The sequence below is a fragment of the Gluconacetobacter sp. genome (assembly GCF_047721585.1).
GTDB lineage: Bacteria > Pseudomonadota > Alphaproteobacteria > Acetobacterales > Acetobacteraceae > Gluconacetobacter > Gluconacetobacter dulcium.
The window spans coordinates 1-1,283 of record NZ_JBDNXE010000261.1 but is presented as its reverse complement, the minus strand read 5'-3'; the positions used below and the strand labels follow the sequence as shown (position 1 = coordinate 1,283).

Below are 1,283 nucleotides of genomic sequence, written 5' to 3'. Positions count from 1 at the left end.
GGGCCGTTATGGAAGGCGGGCGCCGTTGGGGCGGAGGATTGAGGACCGAATGACGGACGCAGGTTCCCGCGATACGCAGGATCGACAGGAGAAGACGGGCATTCTGCCCTGGCTGGACGCGCGACTGCCGGTCGTCTCGGCCTTTCGCCGGGAATATGTCGATTATCGGACGCCCCGCAACCTGAACGGGTTGTGGAATTTCGGTGCGATCCTGACGGTCGTGCTGCTGGTGATGCTGGCGACGGGCATTTTCCTCGCGATCAATTACACGCCCACCGCCGCCGGGGCGTTTGCGTCGATCGAGGCGATCGAGCGCCAGGTGCCGAGCGGGTGGCTGCTGCGGTCGATCCATGTGACCGGCGCCAGCATGTTTCTGGCCGCGCTGTATATCCATCTGTTTCGCGGCCTGTATTACGGGTCTTACAAGGCGCCGCGCGAAATGCTGTGGCTGACCGGACTGGTGCTGCTGGCGATGGTGATGTTCACCGCCTTTGCCGGATACGTCCTGCCCTGGGGGCAGATGTCGTACTGGGGCGCGGATGTCGCGGGCAAGGCGGTCGATGAGGTGCCGGTCGTGGGGCCGTGGCTGGAGCATTTTCTCCAGGGGGGCGACGCGCCGGGGGATGTGTCGCTGCATCGCTTCTTCATCCTGCACATGGTGCTGGCCTTCGCGGTGCTGGGCGTGGTGGGGGTGCATGTCGCGGCGCTGCATGTGACGGGCTCGAACAACCCGCTGGGGATCGAGCCCACAGGGCCGCGCGATACGGTGCCGTTTCACCCTTATTATACCAGCAAGGACGCGCTGGGGCTGATCCTGTTCGCGCTGCTGTTTGCGGTGGTGGTGTTCTTTCTGCCCAACGTGGTGTTCGAGGCCGAGAATTTCCGCCCGGCCAACCCGCTGCATACGCCGGCCGATATCGAGCCCGAATGGTATTTCCTGCCGTTCTACGGGATTCTTCAGTCGGTGCCGTCGAAATTCGGCGGGCTGCTGGCCTCGGTGGGGGCGATCCTGGTGTTGTTCCTGGTGCCGTGGCTCGACCGCTCGCCGATCCGTTCGGCGCGGTTTCGGCCGGTTTATCGGGTCGGCATGGGGGTGCTGGTCGTCTGCTTCATCCTGCTGGGCTTCGTCGGTCGGCATCATGCGCAGGGGGGGTGGATGATCGCGGGGCGGATCGCGGTGGTTTATTATTTCGCGCATTTTCTGGTTCTGCTGCCACTGTCGGCGCGGTGGGAGCGTGGAGTCGTGCTGCCGGAGAGCATTGCCGGGGAGCGCGGGGCATGAG

1 protein-coding gene is annotated in these 1,283 nt (G+C 64.6%); it reads left to right on the top strand.

Annotated elements, in window-relative coordinates:
- Window positions 1-49: 49 nt before the first annotated feature.
- Window positions 50-1,282: a cytochrome b gene (locus tag ABF821_RS20995; RefSeq protein WP_415531475.1), complete on the top strand. Its 1,233-nt coding sequence runs from the start codon at window positions 50-52 to the stop codon at window positions 1,280-1,282.
- The last annotated feature ends 1 nt before the right edge of the window (window position 1,283 follow it).